The organism is Pseudomonas sp. GW821-FHT11G12 (assembly GCF_058808055.1).
On the sequence record NZ_JBXARH010000001.1, the window covers coordinates 1,514,518 to 1,533,148 of the forward strand.

The window sequence follows — 18,631 nt, forward strand, 5'->3', positions numbered from 1 at the left end:
ATTAAGCTTAACGCCCGCCGCCGAGATCGACGAAGGTCCCCGTCGCATACGAAGCCTTGTCCGACAGCAACCACACAATCGCCTCCGCCACTTCATCCGGCCGCCCGCCTCGGGCCATCGGAATCGCCGACTCCAGCTTGCTGACCCGATCCGGATCGCCGCTCAAGGCGTGGAAATCGGTGTAGATGTAGCCCGGGCGCACCGCGTTGACCCGAATCCCCTCGCCCGCCACTTCCTTGGACAGACCGATGGTGAACGTGTCGAGCGCGCCCTTGGACGCGGCGTAGTCGACGTACTCATTCGGAGAGCCCAGGCGCGCAGCGACCGAGGAGACGTTGACGATGCTGCCGCCCTGCCCGCCGTGTTTGGGCGACATGCGCAGGATCGCATGCTTGGCGCAGAGAATCGGCGCCAGAACGTTGGTTTTCATGATTTTGAGGATGCGGAATTCGGACATTTCGTCGACCCGCGATTTGTGCCCGACGGTGCCGGCGTTGTTCACCAAGGCAGTGACCCGGCCCAGCTCCGTGTCGACCCGGTGAAACAGGCCGATCACTTCGTCTTCGATACTGACATCGGCGCGCACGGCAATGGCAGTGGCGCCGCGTTCACGCACCTGGTCGAGTACGTGGTGGGCTGCCTGTTCGTCCGTCTGGTAATTGATGCAGATCCGATAGCCTTGCTCGGCAGCCAACAGCGCAGTGGCGGCCCCGATTCCGCGACCGCCGCCAGTGATCACAATGACTTTATCCATGCAGGCTTTCCCCCCAATGCACACGTAACAGTCGCAGGAAGAATAACCGTCATTGCGGGGTTTTGCATGGCCTGTGTCAGTCGTTCAGTTCACCGCCAATGGCTTGCCGCGCACGATGTCCTGCAGGAAGCGATCCGCCGGCATCGGGTGGCCGAGCAGATAACCCTGCAGCGAATCGCAGCCCAGTTGCGTCAAAAAGTCCTGCTGCACGCCGGTCTCCACGCCTTCGGCCACGATGCGCAGGCCCAGCGCCTGACCGAGCGCGACAATCGCCGAGACGATGGCGGCGTCGTCGCTGTCATGCTCCAGGTCGCGGACAAAACCGCGATCGATCTTCAACTCGTTGGCCGGCAGGCGCTTGAGGTACATCAGGCTCGAATAGCCGGTGCCGAAGTCATCGATGGAAAGATCGACGCCCATGTCGGACAGTTCCTGCAACACCGTCATGCTCGCGTCGGCATCGCTCATGGCCGTGGTTTCGGTGATTTCAAGGGTCAGACTGTTGGCTGGCAAGTGGTGAGTGGCCAAGGCCTTGGCGACGCTTTGCACCAGCCCGGTGTGGCAGAACTGCAACGCCGACAGGTTCACTGCGATTCGCCAGTCGGTGTAGCCCAGCACGTACCACTCGCGCATCTGCCGGCAGGCTTCGTTGAGTACCCATTCGCCGATCGGAATGATCAGCCCGGTCTTTTCGGCCAGATCGATGAACTTGTCCGGCATCAGCATGCCGTGGAGCGGGTGCTCCCAGCGCAGCAACGCTTCGGCACCGACCGGACGCCCATCGGCCGCGTGGAACTTGGGTTGGTAATGCAGACTGAACTGACTGTGTTCCAGCGCCGCACGCAGGTCCTGCAACAGTTGCAGTTGCTTGCGGGCGTTGCTGTTCATCGAGGCGTCGAAGAAGCTGTAGCCGTTTTTACCGCCGCCCTTGGCGTGGTACATCGCGGCGTCGGCGTTCATCAGCAGTTCCTGGGCGTTCTGGCCGTTACCCGGGTACAGGGCGATGCCGACGCTGGCGGAAATCTGCAGGTCATGCTCGGCCACGCGGAACGACTGCGCGATCAAACCGACCTGACGTGCTGCCAGGCCCAGTGCATCGTTGGGCTCGGTCAGGCGCACCAGCAGGACAAATTCATCGCCGCCGATCCGTGCCAGCGTGTCGAGACTGCGCAAATCTTCACGCAGACGCACCGCCACTTCGCGCAGCAACTGGTCGCCCATGTGGTGACCGAAAGCGTCGTTGACCGGTTTGAAGCCGTCCAGATCGATGAACATCAGCGCAAAACAACCGCCCTGCTCGTTGACCTTTTTCATCGCCTGATTGATCCGGTCGTCCAGCAGCATGCGGTTCGGCAGGCCGGTCAGGGTGTCGTGCAGGGCCAGTTGGGTGAGTTCGCGGTTGGCCACGGTCAACGAATGGGCCAGATCGGCGGTGCGCGCTTCGAGGCGGGCATCGAGAATCGAGGTCAGCAGTGCGATGCTCAGCACCGCGAGCGTGGTGATCAGCACCAGATTATCGAGGCCATTGCCATTCAGACCGCTGAGCGCTGCGCCGCAGAAACTGCCTTCGGGAAACCGCGCTGCCGCCATGCCGGTGTAGTGCATGCCGACAATCGCGATGCCCATGACGATGGCTGCGCCGGCACGAAACAGGCGCACATAAGGCGAATGCTGACGAAGACGAAAGGCAATCCACAATGCGGCGGCCGAAGCGCCGACGGCGATCAGCAGCGAAGCGCCGAACAGCGTCGGATCGTAATCGATGCCCGGTTGCATGCGCATTGCGGCCATACCTGTGTAGTGCATGGCGCTGATGCCGGCACCCATGATCAAGGCGCCGAAGGCCAGTTGCCAGGCCGGCAGTTTCGGCTGGCTGACCAGCCACAGCGCAAACCCGCAGGACAGCACGGCGATCAACAGCGACAACGCCGTGATCGAAATGTCGTAACCCAGGCTGATCGGTAGTTTGAAGGCCAGCATGCCAATGAAGTGCATCGACCAGACGCCGATGCCCATGGCGAACGCGCCGCCGGCCGTCCACAAATGCACGGCGCGACCCTTGGCGGTGGCGATGCGCCCTGTAAGGTCGAGCGCGGTATAGGACGCGAGGATCGCCACACACAGCGAAATGAAAACCAGCGTGAAGGAATAACTACCGATGAGCATGAGAATTCTCGTGACCACCCCACCGTACTGCTTCCGTTCTCAGCGGGGCCAAATGCGCCGATTGTACTGATTGCACAGAAGAACGCACTGACAAAGTAATCAAATGGCCATCAAGCCGATGAAACGCTTGTTTGATCGTTCGACAAGGCTCTAGCCCGGCAGTCGCAGTACTGATCGATCCCACGCGTTGCGTGGGAATTCAGGGTTACGGATTCTGGCTGGTTTCCAGCTGCCCGTCCCAGCCACCGCCCAGCGCCGCGATCAATTGCACACTGGCAATCAGTCGACTCTGCAGGATATTGAGCACCGTCCGCTCGTTGCTCAACGCCGTGGCTTGCACCACCACCACGTCGATGTAGGCAATCAGCCCGGCCTTGTACTGGTTCTGGGTCAGACGCAAGGAATCGCGCGCAGCATCAAGGGCTTCCTGGCGTACCGCCGCCTCGTCCTCGTACACTTTCAACTGCACCAGATAGTTTTCCACTTCACGGAAGCCGTCGAGCACGGTCTGCCGGTATTTGGCCACAGTTTCGTCGTACTTCGCTTCGGTGCGATCAACTTCCGCCGAGCGTCGGCCGCCGTCGAACAGCGGCAGGCTCATTTTCGGCCCCACCGACCAGAACCGGTTCGGCAGGCTGATCAGGTCCCGCGAAGTACTGCTGCTGTAGCCGCCACTGAGGCTCAGGCTGAAGTCCGGGTAATACGCGGCCTTGGCCACGCCGATGTTGGCGTTGGCCGCGATCACCGAGCGTTCCGCCGAAGCGATGTCCGGGCGACGCTCCAGCAATTGCGACGGCAAGCTCAGCGGAATCTGCGGCAGCTTCGGGATGTCCTGGGTTTCGGCTAGCTTGAATTGCGCCGGAGGCTGGCCGGTCAGTACCGCGATGGCGTTTTCGAACTGCGCCCGCTGCCAGATCAGGTCCACCAGATCACCCTGGGTGGATTTGAGTTGTGTCTGCGCCTGGGCTACCGCGTCACGCCCGGAGACCCCGGCGTTGTATTGGTTCTGGGTCATTTTCAGCGAGCGCTCATAGGCCGCCACTGTCGACTCCAGCAGGCGCTTCTGCTGATCGATCACGCGCAATTGCAGGTAGTTCTGCACCAATTCCGACTGCTGGCTCAGACGCATCGCCGCCAGATCGGCGAAGCTGGCCTGGGCGCTGGCTTCGTTGGCCTCCAGGCCACGACGCAACTTGCCCCAGACATCGGCCTCCCAACTGACGCCCAACTGGGCGTTGTAGGTGTCACGAATCCCGCTGGAAGAACTGCTCAGGCTCGAACTGCTGCTGCCGGTGCCCTGGCTGGAACGGGTCTTGCCCGCGCTCAGGTCGATGCTCGGGTAAAACGCCCCGCGTGCATCACGCACCAGGGCCTGGGCCTGACGGTATTGCGCCTCGGACTGGGCGACGGTCTGGTTGGCGCTGTTGAGCTTCTCGATCAACTCGTTGAGCTGGCGATCACCGTACAGTTCCCACCAGGCGCCACGGGCCAGAGAGTCGGCAGGACTGGCCTGACGCCAGCCTTCGGCCTCTTTGTACTGGGCAATTTCGGCGGTCTGCGGGCGCTGGTAGTCCGGGCCGACGGCGCACGCACTGAGCATCGCCACGCACAGTGACAGGCTCAGCAAACGCGAGCCGCGGACACTGGCCAGTTGGATAAGCGAACGGTCATTCATAGCGGAGTTTCCAGAGCGGCATCGGTACGTACGCCACGCCACTTGTTGAAGCGGTGGCGGGCCTTGTCGAGATAGAGGTAAACCACAGGTGTGGTGTAAAGGGTCAGCACCTGGCTGAAAATCAACCCGCCGATGATCGTCAGGCCCAGCGGCTGGCGCATTTCCGCACCTTCGGCACGGCTGAGCAGCAACGGCAAGGCACCGAGAATCGCCGCCAGCGTGGTCATCAGGATCGGTCGCAGACGTTGCAGGCAGGCGCTGCGGATCGACTCCAGCGGCGCCATGCCCTGATGACGTTCCAGTTGCAGTGCCAGGTCAATCATCAGGATCGCGTTCTTCTTCACCACGCCGATCAACAGGAACAACCCGAGCAGCGAGATCAGGCTGAACTCGCCGCCCAGCGCATAGATCGACAGCAACGCACCGACCCCGGCCGACGGCAGCGTCGACAGAATCGTCAACGGGTGAATGTAGCTTTCATACAGCACGCCCAACACCAGATACACCGCCAGCAGTGCACCGAGGATCATGAACGGCTGGCTCTTCTGGGTGGCCGCGAAGGCGTCGGCGGTGCCGGCCATTTTCGCGATCACGTCTTCCGGCAGACCGACCTTGGCAATCGCCCGTTCGATGGCGGCACTGCCCTGCTCCACCGTCACGCCTTCGGCCATGTCGAACGAAATGCTTTCGGAGGCGAACTGGCCTTCGTGGCTGACCCGGTCGTCTTCCAGGCTGTTTTCGTAGTGGGCAATGGTCGACAGCGGGATCCGCGCGCCATCGGCGGTGATGACCTGCACCTGATTGAGGGTGACCGGATCCTGGGCGTATTTCGGATTGACCTCCATCACCACCTGATACTGGTTGAGGCTGTCGTAGATCGTGGAAATCTGCCGCTGGCTGTAGGCGTTGTTCAGGACGGCGGTGACCATGTTCATGTCCACGCCCAGGCGTTTGGCCTGATCACGGTCGACGATCAGTGTCACTTGCTGCGCACCGCGTCCTTCACGGGCGTCGATGGCGGTCAGTTCCGGCAAGGCTCGCAGCGCGGTGACCACTTTCGGGTACCACTCGCGCAAAGCGCCGAGATCACCGCTCTGCAGAATGTAGGTGTACTGCGACGTGGTCTGCTCACGACCACCGCCAAATTGCAGGTCCTGGTCGGCCATCAACATCAACTGTGCGCCGGGCACCTTGGGCATTTCCTTGCGCAGACGCTCGATGACTTTCTGCGCCGAGATATTGCGCTCCTTGATCGGCTTCAGACGCACCAGCATGAAGGCGTTGTTGGTGCCGTTGTTGCCACCGATGAACCCGGCGACACTCTCGACCGCTTCGTCCTTGAGCACGGCGCGGCGGAAAGTCTCCATTTTCGGCTGCATCACGCTGAACGACAGACCGTCGTCACCGCGCACGAAACCGATCAACTGGCCAGTGTCCTGTTGCGGCAGGAACGTCTTCGGCACCACCACGTACAGCGCGACGTTGACGCCGACCGTGATGATCAGGCTCAACAGCGTCAGGCGCCGGTGACGCAGCACCCAGTCGAGGCTGGTGGCGTACTTGCCGACCATCCAGTCGTTGGTGCGCCGGCTCCAGCGCTGCAGACGGTTCTCCTGGCCCGGCGTGTGCGGCTTCAGCCAACGGGCACAGAGCATCGGGGTCAGGGTCAGGGAAACCACCAGCGACACCACGATGGCCGCGGCCAGGGTGATGGAAAATTCGCGGAACAGGCTCTCGATGATCCCACCCATGAACAGGATCGACAGGAACACCGCCACCAGCGACACGTTCATCGACAGCAAGGTGAAACCGACTTCCTTGGCCCCGAGGTACGCGGCCTTCATCGGTTTGACGCCTTCGTCGATGTGCCGGGAAATGTTCTCCAGCACCACGATGGCGTCGTCCACCACCAGCCCGGTGGCCAGAATCAGCGCCATCAGCGACAGGTTGTTCAGCGAGAAGCCGTAGAGGTACATCACCGCAAAGGTGCCGACCAGCGACACCGGTACTGCCAGGGTCGGAATCAGGGACGCGCGGAAATTACCGAGGAACAGGAACACCACCAGGATCACCAGCGCCACGGCGATCAGCAGGGTCATCTCCGCTTCGTGCAGGGTGGCCTTGATCACCGGCGAACGATCCATCGCCAGGTTCAGCTTGACGCTGGCCGGCAACACGGCCTGCAACGCCGGCAACTGCGCCTTGATCTCGTTGACCGTCTCGATGATGTTGGCGCCGGCCTGCCGGTTGATCACCAGCAACACCGCCGCGTCGTCATTGAAGAAACCACTGTTGTAGCGGTCTTCCACGCCGTCGGTGACCTTGGCCACGTCTTTCAGGCGCAGGGCCGCACCGCCGTTGTAGTGGATGATCAGCGACTCGTAGTCCTTGGCTTTCTCCAGTTGGTCATTGGCCTGGATCTGCCACAAACGCTGGTCATCCTCGACCGAACCCTTGGGCCGGCGAACGTTGGCGCCAGCGATAGTCTTGCGCACATCGTCCAGCGCCACGCCGTACTGGTTCAGCGCCTGGGGTTCGAGTTCGATGCGCACCGCCGGCAATGAGCTGCCGCCGATCTGCACCTCGCCCACGCCCTGCACCTGGGACAGGCTCTGGGACAGGATGGTCGAGGCCAAATCGTAGAGCTGGCCTTTTTCCAGCACATCAGACGTCAGCGACAACACCATGATCGGCGCCTGCGACGGGTTGACCTTCTTGTAGGTCGGCATGCTGCGCATCCCGCTCGGCAGCAGATTGCGTGAGGCGTTGATCGCGGCCTGCACTTCCCGCGCCGCGCCGTTGATGTCGCGGTCGAGGTCGAATTGCAGAATGACCCGGGTCGAGCCCTGGCTGGAACGGCTGCTCATGGTGTTGACGCCGGCGATGGCGCCGAACGAGCGCTCCAGCGGCGTCGCCACGGTCGAGGCCATGACCTCCGGACTGGCGCCGGGCAGGCTCGCCTGCACCACGATCACCGGGAAGTCCATTTGTGGCAGTGGCGACACCGGCAGCAGGCCGAAGCTCACGCCGCCCAGCAGCATGATCGCCAGGCTCAGGAGCATGGTCGCCACCGGGCGCTTGATGAAAGGACCGGACAGGTTCATGGCTGTTCTACCGGCTCCACGGCCGAAGGCGCACGGCCCCAGCGTCGACCGAGGCGGTCGAAGTACAAGTAGATCACCGGGGTGGTGAACAGTGTCAGCACCTGACTCACCAGCAGGCCGCCGACCATCACCAGACCCAACGGCTGACGCAATTCAGCGCCGGAACCGGTGGCCAGCATCAGCGGCACCGCGCCGAACAGCGCAGCCAGCGTGGTCATCAGGATCGGCCGGAAGCGCAACAGCGCCGCCTGATAGATCGCCTGCTCCGGGGCCATGCCCTGGGTGCGTTCAGCGTCGAGAGCGAAGTCGATCATCATGATCGCGTTCTTCTTCACGATACCGATCAGCAGGATGATGCCGATGATCGCGATCATGCCCAGGTCGTTGCCGCTGAGCAGTAGCGCCAGCAAGGCGCCGACCGCCGCCGACGGCAAGGTCGAAAGAATCGTGATCGGGTGAATGTAACTCTCGTAGAGCACGCCCAGCACGATGTACATGGTCACCACCGCCGCCAGAATCAGCAGCAAGGTGCTCGACAGCGAGGCCTGGAACGCTTCGGCCGCGCCCTGGAACTGAGTCTGCACACCGATCGGCATGCCGATGTCTTTCTGCACCTGCTCGATGATGTCCACCGCATGCCCCAGCGCCACACCGTGGGCAAGGTTGAACGACATCATCACCGCCGGGAACTGGCCAATGTGGGTGATCGCCAGTTGCGCCTGACGCTCCTCGACATGGGCCAGGCTCGACAACCGCACCTGACCGCCATCGGTGGTCTTGACGTGAATCTGATCCAGCGCCTGCGGGCCGATCTTCTCTCCAGCCTGAGCCTGCAGCACCACGCGGTACTGGCTGGCCTGGGTGTAAATGGTCGAGATCTGCCGCTGGCCAAAGGCGTCGTACAGTGCATCGGTGATATTCGCCACCGACACGCCGAGGCGCGAGGCCGCGTCACGGTCGATCACCAGGAACACCTGCAAGCCCTTGTCCTGCAAATCGCTGGCGACGTCGGTCAGTTCAGGGCGCTGGGCCAGTGCTTCCACCAGGCGCCCGCTCCACAGGCTGAGCAGTTCGGCGTCCGGCGAGGACATGCTGAACTGGTACTGGGTGCGGCTGACACGGTCTTCGATGGTCAGGTCCTGCACCGGCTGCATGAACAGACGGATGCCCACCAGTTTGTCCAGTTGCGGTTGCAGGCGGGTAATCACTTCGGCGGCCGTCAGGTCGCGCTGACCGTGAGGTTTGAGGTTGATCAGCAGACGACCGCTGTTGAGCGTGGCGTTGTCACCGTCGACGCCAATGTAGGACGACAGGCTTTCCACCGCCGGATCTTCCAGAATCACCTTGGCCAGCGCTTGCTGACGCTCGCCCATGGCGGCAAAGGAAATCGACTGCGGCGCTTCGGAAATCCCCTGGATCACCCCGGTGTCCTGCACCGGGAAGAAGCCCTTGGGCACCACCATATAAAGGAACACGGTCAACGCCAGCGTGCCGATGGCCACCAGCAACGTCAGCGGCTGGTGCTTGAGCACCCACTGCAACTTGCGCCCGTAAGCCGCGATCATCCAGTCGATGAACGCACCACTGGCCCGGTAGAAACGGCCCTGTTCATGTTCTTCCGGCTCACGCTTGAGCAACCGCGCGCACATCATCGGCGTCAGGGTCAGCGAGACCACCAGGGAAATCAGGATCGCCACCGCCAGGGTGATGGCGAATTCGCGGAACAGCCGCCCCACCACGTCGGCCATGAACAGCAGCGGAATCAGTACCGCAATCAGCGACAGGGTCAGGGAAATCAGGGTGAAACCGATTTGCTTCGCGCCCTTGAGCGCGGCCTGCATCGGACTGTCCCCTTCCTCGATGAAACGAGCGATGTTCTCCAGCATCACGATCGCATCGTCGACCACGAAACCGGTGGCGATGGTCAGAGCCATCAGCGTCAGGTTGTTGACCGAGAAACCGGCCAGGTACATCACGCCAAACGTACCGATCAGCGACAGCGGCACCGCGACGGACGGAATGATGGTGGCACTGGCGCGACGCAGGAACAGAAACGTCACCATCACCACCAGAGCGATGGCGATCAGCAGTTCGTGCTGCACGTCGGTGACCGAGGCGCGGATGGTCTGGGTGCGGTCGGTCAGCACGGTCACTTCAAGGCCGGCCGGCAGGTTGTCGGTGACGCTCGGCAGCAGCGCCTTGATCCGGTCGACCACTTCAATCACGTTGGCGCCCGGTTGACGCTGAATATTCAGCAACACTGCCTGATTCTGGTTGGCCCACGCGGCCAGACGCTCGTTCTCGGCGCCGTCGACGATCTGCGCGACATCCTTGAGCCGCAACGGCGCGCCGTTCTTGTAGGCCAGGATCAGGTTGGCGTAATCCTTGGGCGAAGTCAGCTGGTCATTGGCATCGAGCATCGACACCCGGGTCGGGCCGTCGAAGTTACCTTTGGGCTGGTTGACGTTCGACGCGCTGATCAGCGTGCGCACGTCCGACAGGTTCAGGCCGTTGGCGGCGAGCGCTTCCGGGTTGACCTTGATCCGCACCGCCTGACGCTGACCGCCAGCGATGCTGACCATACCCACGCCGCTGATCTGAGCGATCTTCTGCGCCATGCGCGTATCGACCAGATCGTTGAGTTTGGGCAGCAACATGGTTTTCGAAGTGATGGCCAGGGTCAGCACCGGGGTGTCCGCCGGGTTGACCTTGTTGTACACCGGTGGCGCCGGCAAGTCGGTCGGCAGCAGATTGGTCGCAGCGTTGATCGCGGCCTGCACTTGCTGCTCGGCGACGTCCATGTTGATGTCGAGGCTGAAACGCAGGGTCAGCACCGAGGCGCCGCCGGAACTGGTCGAGGCCATTTGCGTCAGGCCCGGCATCTGCCCGAACTGGCGTTCAAGCGGCGCGGTGACGGCGCTGGTCATCACGTCCGGACTGGCGCCCGGGTACAACGTCATGACCCGGATGGTCGGGTAATCGACCTGCGGCAGAGCCGAAACCGGCAGCAGGCGATAGGCGATCAGGCCGGCCAGCACGATGGCCAGCATGCTCAGCGTGGTGGCGACCGGGCGGAGGATGAACAGACGCGAAATGTTCATGCGCCCTTCTTGGCCTTGTTGGTGGCAGCAGCGTCAGGCGCGGTGGCGGCTGACTTGCCTTGCAGGTGTTCGGTCGGCGTGGCCGGCACGTCCTGGCTGTCGTTGACCACTTCGACTTCGCTGCCTTCTTTCAAACGGTCGGTACCTTCCAGCACCACGCGGTCGCCGGCGGCCAGGCCTTCGGTGATCACGGTGTTCTGACCATCGCTGGCACCGATCTTCAACTGGCGGATAGTGACTTTCTTGTCGCCGTCCAGCGCGTAGACGAAGGTGCCGTTGGTGCCGAACTGGATCGCGGCCGACGGAGCCAGCACGACGCCTTTGAGGGTGTCGGCCAGCAGGTGGACGTTGACGAACTGGTTGGGGAACAGCGACTGATCGCGGTTTTCGTAGCGTGCCTTGAACTTCAGGGTGCCGGTGGTCACGTCGATCTGGTTGTCGAGGCTTTGCAGCACGCCGCTGGCTTGCAGTTTGGTGTCGCCACGGTCCCAGGCTTCGGCGGGCAGCTTGGCGCCGCTGTGGTAGCGGGCGAGTACGGTTTCGAGGGTGTTTTCCGGCAGCGTGAAGACCACGCTGATCGGTTGGGTCTGGGTGATCACGGCGAGGAACGTGGTGTCATTCGCCGCCACCAGGTTGCCGACGTCGAGTTGACGCAGGCCGACGCGACCGGCAATCGGTGCGCGGATCTTGGTGAATTCGAGGTTGAGCTTGGCGTCGTTGACCGCCGCCTGATTGGTCTTCACGGTGCCGAGGTATTGGCCGACCAGCGCTTCGGCGGTGTCCAGGGTCTGCTTGGCGATGCTGTCTTCCTTGAACAGGCCGCGATAGCGCTCGACGTCGACCTGGGCATTCTTCAGCTGAGCCTGGTTCTGCAGCAAGGTGCCTTCAGCCTGGAGCAAGGCGTTCTGGTACGAGCGCGGATCGATCTCCGCCAGCAGGTCGCCGGCCTTGACCATCTGCCCTTCTTCGAAATAGATCTTCACCAGTTCGCCGCCGACCCGGCTGCGCACGTTGATGGTGTTGAGCGCGGTCACGGTGCCCAGCGCCTTGTAATACAGCGGGAAGTCACCGGTGACGGCCGGCGCCACGCGCACCGGGATCGGACCTGCCGCGCCGCCGAAGCCCGGACGCATCATCCCCGAACGACCGGTATGACCGGCCGCGGCTTTCTCGCCGCCCTCTTTGTGGGTCGATCCGGCGGGCCAGAATTTCCAGCACAGACCGGCGATGACCAGCAGGACAAGCAGGCTGAGCAGCCAGCGACGAGAGTTTCGGGAAGACGATTGCATGGAGTGATTAACCATTGGGCGCGTGGGCTTCTTTTACGGGAGGCTGAACGATAAGCACTGGTGGGGGTAAAGCAAAGCAGCTTTACCGGCAATTTACCTTCAACTTACGTTTCAAGGTGTGAGCCAAAACACTGATACACAAATGAAAACGGCCTGGACAGGGCCAGGCCGTTAACAATTGTAAAGCGCTTGTTTCAGAACACTTATTTCAAAACCGAGAGAGCTGCCTCGTAGTTCGGCTCTTCAGCAATTTCCTTGACCAGCTCGCTGTGCAGCACGTTGTCGTTTTCGTCCAGCACGACTACCGCACGGGCGGTCAGGCCTTTCAGCGGGCCGTCAGCGATGGCCACGCCGTAGTTCTGGATGAACTCGGCGCCACGCAGGGTCGACAGGTTCTGTACGTTTTCCAGGCCTTCAGCGCCGCAGAAACGGGCCTGGGCGAATGGCAGGTCAGCCGAGATGCACAGCACCACGGTGTTGGCCAGTTCGTTGGCCTGAGCGTTGAACTTGCGCACGGAAGTAGCGCAGGTCGGGGTGTCGACGCTTGGGAAAATGTTCAGCACTTTGCGCTTGCCGGCGAAGTCTTTCAGGGTGACGTCGGACAGATTGCCGGCTACCAGGGAAAAGGCTGGTGCCTTGGAACCGGCTTGTGGCAATTGGCCGTTGACTTGAACCGGGTTGCCTTTGAGCGTGACTTGAGCCATGAACGGAGTCCTTCTTAACGTTGTTGGGAAAGCATGCAAGAGGCGGAAGTTAACCACGAAATTGTCCGACGACCTATGCCTGAACCGAAATTGTCATGTGCCACCACGCAAGATTGGATACAACCTTGAGCGCTACCCAAGCAATTGCAGCATGTTGCGATGGCGGGCCTCGAATATCCGCCGCATGTAGCCGTTCACCAGCAATCGCTCGCTGAACGCCCCGCCAATCGCCGAATACGTCACGCGGTCGGTGTACAGCGTACCCCCCTCACCCGCCGCCACCCGATGTTCATGACGAAAGGCACGCAGCGGTCCCTTGAGCATTTCATCGACAAAATGCGTGTCGCCGACTTCGCGGATCGTCACCGTCCAGTTCGACGGGATCAGATTGAACATCCAGTGCCGGAAACGGAATTGCCGCCCGGCTTCGATACGCAAGTTGCTCAGGTCGATATCCCCCAGCGGCGTGACGCGTTCGGGAAAGATCTTCGGTAAATTGACGCCTTCCAGGCAGAAGTCGAGTACCTCGCTCGGGGTGCGATCGGGGATCAGGGTCGTGAGTTCCAGTGTGGGCATGGCGGACACATTCCGTATGGAGGCGATGCTTGTTAAAACGCGAGTCTGCATCTTTTATTTAACGACCTGTCGATTCAAGCCCCCGCCATTCGACAAAGCAGTGAATCCCTCACTTTCCAGCGGAGAAACACCATGCGCTTCATGATCATTGTCAAAGCCAGCCAGGATTCCGAAGCCGGCGTGATGCCCAGCGAACAACTGCTGACCGACATGGGCAACTACAACGAGGAACTGGCGAAGGCCGGCATTCTGGTGTCCGCCGACGGCCTGCACCCCAGCAGCAAAGGCGCTCGCGTGCGTTTCAGCGGTGAAAAACGCAGCGTGATCGATGGCCCCTTCGCCGAGACCAAGGAGCTGATCGCCGGTTACTGGATCTGGGACGTGAAGTCGAAGGAAGAAGCCATCGAGTGGGTCAAGCGCTGCCCTAATCCCATGCCGGGCACCGAAGCCGAGATCGAGATTCGCCAGGTGTTCAGCCCGGAAGATTTCGGCGCCGAGTTCACCCCGGAACTGCGCGAACAGGAAGAACGGGTACGCGAGCAGGCAAAAAAACACTGACTTTGCACAGGGCTCGCGCCAGTACACAAACTGGCGTGATCCTGCGCACAAAACCAAAGAATTAATCCCTCTGACTGGCTAACCCCCGATTAACTGCTAGCTTCAACAGACATGTCCTACAGGCTTGATAAGAAAAGGATTACGCCTTAACGGCCGCGAAGTGCCGAGTCGTCCACTGAGCCACCAGGGAATCGGGGAATCATGTCGAATAAAACGGAAGTTCACGCCTTTTCGTCGGCGCGCTCGCTGACGTCCGTCCTCTGTAACCGGTCGAAACCAGCCCTCAAGGTGGCGGCATACAGCGTCATGGCCACGTTTGTCAGCTGTGGCGTCGGCGCTCAGGATTTCACCGCCAGCCCCGATGAAGCCCGGGGCATCGCCAAGGAAGCCTACCTGTACGGTTTCCCGGTCGTGGAGATGTACAAGACCCTCTACACCCAGGCTATCGACACCAAGAGTCCGAACTACAAGGCGCCACTGAACAGGATCGGCAACACTGCCAAAGCCTTCACCGCAAAAGACACCGCATTCGTCACGCCCAACGCCGACACGCCTTACTCGTTCGTCTGGATGGACCTGCGTGCCGAGCCGCAGATTCTCACCCTGCCGCCCATCGAGGAGCACCGTTATTACTCGGTGCAACTGATCGACGCCTACACGCAGAATTTCGCTTACCTGGGCACCCGCAGCACCGGCAACATCGGCGGTCATTTCATGATTGCCGGGCCGAACTGGCAGGGCCAGCAGCCGCTGAACATCGACCGTCTGCTGCGCAGTGAAAGCAACATCACCTACGCGCTGTACCGCACACAACTGTTCGACGACAAGGACCTGTCCAAGGTCAAGCAGATCCAGAAAGGCTACAAGGTCGAACCTCTCAGCCATTACGTGAAACAGAAAGCCCCGGCGCCAGCGCCGAAAGTCAGCTGGCCGAAACCGACGCCGACCATGAGCGAAACCCCGGACCTGTTCCGTTACCTGAATTTCATGCTGGCCTTCACGCCGCCGCAGGATGTCGAGAAAGACTTGCTGGCCCGCTTCGCCAAAATCGGTATCGGTGCCGGCCAACCCTTCGATCTGAAGGCCCTCAGCGCCGAGCAACGCAAGGCTCTGGAAGACGGCATTGCCGATGCAAAAGCCGAGTTCGCCGCGTTTCAGAAAGACAAGGTCGATACCCATCAGGTTTCCAGCGGTGATCTGTTCGGTACCCGCGATCACCTCAAGGGCAATTACCTGTACCGCTACGCTGGCGCCAACATGGGAATCTTCGGCAACTCCGCCGAAGAGGCCAACTACATCGGTTACTTCGTCGACAAGGACGGGCAGCACGCCGATGCCTCGAAACACGACTACACCCTGCATTTCGACAAGGGCGCCCTGCCCCCCGCCGATGCGTTCTGGTCACTGACGATGTACGACGGCAAGACCAAACTGCTGGTGGCCAACCCGCTCAACCGCTACCTGATCAACTCGCGGATGCTGCCGGACCTGAAGCTCGATGCCGATGGCGGTCTGACCCTGTACGTGCAGCACAAGAATCCGGGGAAAGACAAGCAAGCCAATTGGCTGCCTGCGCCGGACGGCCCGTTCTACGGGGTCTTGCGCCTGTATCTGCCAAGACCGGAAGTCGCCAGCGGTGAATGGAAAATGCCGTTGCTCAACCCGGTCGACACAAAACAATAAGCGGAGTCAGTGATGGTCAAGCCTTCCGTTGTGCGCCCGTTGCTGGCGCTGTGCATGCTCGGCAGCCCGGCGCTGTACGCCGCCGAGGGCGGTGTCGGGCGACCGATTACCGGCCAGCAGGTGTTTTCCAATGCCGGGGTCGTCCCGCCGGCACCGGGCTGGGTGACGTCGTTTACCAGCATCTGGTACGACGGCGAGCTCAAGGGCAGTCGTGGCGCACCGATTTCCGGGGCGGTCAGCGCCGGGATCAAGATGAAAGTCTCCTACACCATGGCCAACGTCACTCACGTCTGGGACACCGGCAAAGGCCGTTGGAACTATGCCTCGGCCATCGGCATACCGGTTCAATACACCGACATCGATGCGGCCATCACCGGCCCCCGTGGACGCACCCTCGGCACCAGCGATTCCGGCACCCAGTTTGCCGACGCGCTGATCACGCCGATCGCCGCCGGCTACCACTTCGACGAGCTCAACCACATCTCGTTTTCGCTGCCGATTTACGTACCGACCGGTGCCTATAACGACAATCGCCTGGCCAACCCCGGCCAGAACAACTACACGTTCATGCCCACCGTGGCGTTCTCGCATCTGGACGGCAAGGGTGGCGAGCTCACGCTGTCCGGCAACCTGCAGTTCTACACCGAGAACAAGGCCACCGATTACCGTACGGGCGACATCTTTTCCCTCGAAGCCCTGTGGACCCACGGCTTTGGCAACGGCTGGAATGCCGGGCTGGTCGCCGGCTACATCCAGCAGGTGAGCGACGACAAGGGTGACACCGCCGACACCCTGAACGGCTTTCGCGGTCGTTCGGTCGGTGCCGGCCCGACCGTTGGCTGGAGCGGCAAATTCGCCGACGCCCAGGCCAGCGTCAGTGCCCGTTGGGTGCCGGAGTTCGACACCAAGAACCGTCCTGAAGGCAATGGCGTTTCCGTCAACCTGACCCTGGCGTTTTTCTAAGGAGGCGCCAGGGATGGCCATCGCTCGCCGCTTGACCTTATGCAGCGCATTGTTCAGCAGCCTGGCCTGCGCGGGCGGTGATTTACCGGGGCTCGGTAGCGCCCCCGCCAACCCTGTCACCAAGGGCGATCCGGAAACCTGCCATCGCCTGCAACAGAACTTCGACATCGACCTGAAGGACGTCGTGAAGGCCGGTTGCGACCCGTCCACCGAACAGATCTCCAAACTGATGGATAACCCGGTGGGCAACCTGGTGCTGCTGGTCAACCAGTTCGACTACACCGCGCTCAAGGGCCCGAACAGCAACGGCACACGGATGCTCGGCAAGTACAGCTTCATGCCGACCTTCCCGATCTCCCTCGGCGAAGACTGGAATCTGATCAACCGCGTGCCGATCAGCTACGTCAGCGCTCCGGTCAACCACAGGGCCGGCAACCTGATCGGCATGGGGCCGAATGAAATCCTCAGTGACCGCGACGATTTCGCCTCGGTGGTCGAAGATCCGTTTGACCGTACCAGCGGCTTCGGCGACTTGACCTACGTTGGCGTGTTCTCGCCCAAGCAACCGGTGCGTTTTGCCGGCGGCGGCAAGATGGTCTGGGGCTTCGGCCCGACGGCGATGTTCCCTACCGCTGAAAAGGACGTGCTCGGCACCGGCAAATACTCGCTGGGCCCAGCGTTCGTCGCCGCATATCTGGGCGAGGACTGGACGCTCGGCGTATTCCCGCAGCATTGGTGGTCGGTCGGCGGCGACAGCAACCGCAAGGACGTCAGCCTGACCAACGTGCAGTACTTCATCCAGCGCGTGATTCCCGGCCCGGCCCAATGGCGGGTCGGCATGACGCCCAACGTCACGGTCAACTGGAAGGCTGACGGCGGCAACAAGGTGACCTTTCCCGTGGGTATCGGCGCCGGGCGGATCTTCAATTTCGGCAAGTTGCCGGTGCGGATTTCCGGCGAGATCCAGTACTCGGCAATCCACCCCGAAGACCAGATCAGCAGCCGCTGGAATTTCCGGCTGTCGTTCGTTCCGGTCATCCCGACCTTCATGTTTTGAGCAAGGACTCGCGCCATGACCGCACTCACCGACCTCAACGCCCTGCAGGCCAGCATCGCTGAAACGGTGTTCGGCCAGGATCAGGTGATCCGGCAGATCCTGCTCGGCCTGCTGGCCAACGGGCACTTGCTGCTGGAAAGCCTGCCGGGGCTGGCCAAGACCCGCACGGTCAAGGCGCTGGCCAGGCATCTGGACGCAAAGATGAGCCGCATCCAGTTCACCCCGGACCTGCTGCCCTCGGACATCACCGGCGCCGAGGTGCTGCATCAGCTCGAAGGCAAAAACGAGATCCGTTTCCAGCCCGGCCCGCTGTTCGGCAATCTGATTCTGGCCGACGAGATCAACCGCGCGCCGGCCAAGGTGCAAGCGGCATTGCTCGAAGCCATGGAAGAACGGCAGATCACCGTGGCCGGTAACAGCCACGTGCTGCCGGAGTTGTTCATTGTTGTCGCGACGCAAAACCCGATTGAACAGGAAGGCACCTATCCGCTGCCGGAAGCGCAGATGGACCGGTTCCTGATGAAAGTCCTGCTCGACTACCCCAGCGCCGACAACGAGAGCCAGGTGCTGCGACTGCTGCGCGCCGAAGAGTTCGCCCAGGGCGCCAACACCGCGCCGGCCAAGGGCTTCGAACTGGCGCAGGAAGTGATCTTCGCCGCACGCAAGGAAGTCAGCGCGGTGCACGTCTCCCCCGCCATCGACCGCTACCTGATCGACCTGATCAACGCCACCCGCCATCCGGCCGATTACGACGAAGACCTCGGCCGCTGGATCGCCATCGGCGCCAGTCCGCGCGGCGGCATCGGGCTGGACCGTTGCGCCCGCGCCGATGCGTGGTTGCAGGGTCAGGATTTCGTTTCGCCGGACAACGTGCGCGCCGTGGTGCACCCGGTGCTGCGCCATCGCCTGCAACTGAGCTATGACGCGGTGGCCGATGGCGTCAGCGCCGATCAGGTGCTGGACCGGATTCTCGACAAGGTGGCGATTCCCGCCTGAGGCCT

General features: G+C 61.8%; 13 protein-coding genes. 5 read left to right on the plus strand and 8 right to left on the minus strand.

What is annotated here, in order from left to right:
* Positions 1-7: 7 nt before the first annotated feature.
* From AC1RR7_RS06700 to AC1RR7_RS06735, 8 genes are all read right to left on the minus strand, one after another.
* Positions 8-754, minus strand: coding sequence for an SDR family oxidoreductase (locus AC1RR7_RS06700; RefSeq protein WP_096820260.1), 747 nt, complete (start codon positions 752-754; stop codon positions 8-10).
* 84 nt (positions 755-838) lie between these two features.
* Positions 839-2,920, minus strand: a complete 2,082-nt coding sequence (locus tag AC1RR7_RS06705) for a putative bifunctional diguanylate cyclase/phosphodiesterase (protein WP_493156751.1) — start codon at positions 2,918-2,920, stop codon at positions 839-841.
* Positions 2,921-3,125: 205 nt separating this feature from the next.
* The gene (locus tag AC1RR7_RS06710) at positions 3,126-4,595 is read right to left on the minus strand and encodes an efflux transporter outer membrane subunit (protein ID WP_096820258.1); all 1,470 of its coding nucleotides are present in this window, start codon (positions 4,593-4,595) and stop codon (positions 3,126-3,128) included.
* Complete coding sequence (locus AC1RR7_RS06715; RefSeq protein WP_096820257.1) at positions 4,592-7,699, minus strand: efflux RND transporter permease subunit; 3,108 nt, start codon at positions 7,697-7,699, stop codon at positions 4,592-4,594. The genes AC1RR7_RS06710 and AC1RR7_RS06715 overlap by 4 nt, the downstream gene beginning before the upstream one ends.
* Positions 7,696-10,800, minus strand: a complete 3,105-nt coding sequence (locus tag AC1RR7_RS06720) for an MdtB/MuxB family multidrug efflux RND transporter permease subunit (protein ID WP_493156753.1) — start codon at positions 10,798-10,800, stop codon at positions 7,696-7,698. The genes AC1RR7_RS06715 and AC1RR7_RS06720 overlap by 4 nt, the downstream gene beginning before the upstream one ends.
* Positions 10,797-12,104, minus strand: coding sequence for an MdtA/MuxA family multidrug efflux RND transporter periplasmic adaptor subunit (locus tag AC1RR7_RS06725; protein ID WP_096820255.1), 1,308 nt, complete (start codon positions 12,102-12,104; stop codon positions 10,797-10,799). Before AC1RR7_RS06725 ends, AC1RR7_RS06720 begins: the two co-directional genes overlap by 4 nt.
* Before the next feature lie 188 nt (positions 12,105-12,292).
* Entirely contained in the window at positions 12,293-12,793 is a 501-nt protein-coding gene (gene tpx / locus AC1RR7_RS06730; protein WP_102621372.1) for a thiol peroxidase, read from the minus strand.
* A gap of 132 nt (positions 12,794-12,925) precedes the next feature.
* On the minus strand, positions 12,926-13,369 hold the full coding sequence (locus AC1RR7_RS06735; RefSeq protein ID WP_493156754.1) for an SRPBCC family protein: 444 nt from the start codon (positions 13,367-13,369) through the stop codon (positions 12,926-12,928).
* 132 nt (positions 13,370-13,501) lie between these two features.
* On the opposite strand from AC1RR7_RS06735, the gene AC1RR7_RS06740 reads away from it, so the two are divergent.
* The 5 genes from AC1RR7_RS06740 to AC1RR7_RS06760 all read left to right on the plus strand — a co-directional run bounded on the left by AC1RR7_RS06740 (position 13,502) and on the right by AC1RR7_RS06760 (position 18,626).
* Positions 13,502-13,927, plus strand: a complete 426-nt coding sequence (locus AC1RR7_RS06740; RefSeq protein WP_096820252.1) for a YciI family protein — start codon at positions 13,502-13,504, stop codon at positions 13,925-13,927.
* Positions 13,928-14,233: 306 nt separating this feature from the next.
* Positions 14,234-15,610 carry a DUF1254 domain-containing protein gene (locus tag AC1RR7_RS06745; RefSeq protein ID WP_493156985.1) on the plus strand — a complete coding sequence of 459 codons (1,377 nt, stop codon included), beginning with the start codon at positions 14,234-14,236 and terminating at the stop codon, positions 15,608-15,610.
* 12 nt (positions 15,611-15,622) lie between these two features.
* Complete coding sequence (locus tag AC1RR7_RS06750; protein WP_493156756.1) at positions 15,623-16,573, plus strand: SphA family protein; 951 nt, start codon at positions 15,623-15,625, stop codon at positions 16,571-16,573.
* A 13-nt stretch (positions 16,574-16,586) separates the two neighbouring features.
* Entirely contained in the window at positions 16,587-17,630 is a 1,044-nt protein-coding gene (locus AC1RR7_RS06755) for a hypothetical protein (RefSeq protein ID WP_493156758.1), read from the plus strand.
* Between the two features lie 15 nt (positions 17,631-17,645).
* A complete protein-coding gene (locus AC1RR7_RS06760) occupies positions 17,646-18,626 on the plus strand; it encodes an AAA family ATPase (protein WP_493156760.1) in 981 nt (326 codons plus the stop codon).
* Positions 18,627-18,631: the final 5 nt, after the last annotated feature.